Annotated in this window: 1 pseudogene; it reads right to left on the reverse strand. The window is 47.5% G+C overall.

The annotated features are described in order from the left end of the window. A pseudogene (locus OCV99_RS17955) lies at positions 1-673 on the reverse strand (hypothetical protein); the annotation flags it as partial.

The raw sequence follows: 673 nt of genomic DNA on the forward strand, positions 1-673 counted from the left end.
TTTTTTCGACACTTCATCGTCATTTGTAAGACCGATGACCTGGGTGATGAAGACGTCCCAATCCTTTTCGAGCTTAAACTGTTGGGCAGCCAGTTCATGGGAAGGATTGTAGTCATAGGAATCCACGAAAGGCCGTATGAGGACAGCAGCAGTTTTGGCATAGTTGTTTACCATGGTGTGTGAGATTTCAATTCCATGGATTTCTTTCAGGGCTTGTACAGTTTGGCGGAGAGACAGCTTGAGGTTCACCCGGTAGGTGAGGCATAATCCCATAATATAGGCATTGTTCTTTTTATACTTGAAAAAGGTTGCCCATTTGGGGAGCTGATTCAGATCCATATCGAAGAAGTTCACGGAGAACTCCCGGTAGAGATACCGCAGCTTGTACTTCCAGTATTCTGATTTTGGAAGCTTTTTCAGGTTCCGTTTGTAATAGGAGCAGTTGTCATTGACGCATTTGTGGACACGGAAATGTTTACGGTCTTTGACCGGCTGCAGGGCATGGCCGCAGTAGGGGCACTGGAGTTTTAGAGGAGTCGCTACTTTCTCACCGTTGACAAAGGTTTGACCGCAGATCTTGCATTTGAACTGACCGCGACCACCGGAGTTATCATAGAGGTACTCATGCGGAGCACCGCAGAGGGGACATACGGTATCTTCAGGGACAGTGCGG

The organism is Dorea acetigenes, assembly GCF_025567385.1.
Lineage (GTDB): Bacteria > Bacillota > Clostridia > Lachnospirales > Lachnospiraceae > Claveliimonas > Claveliimonas acetigenes.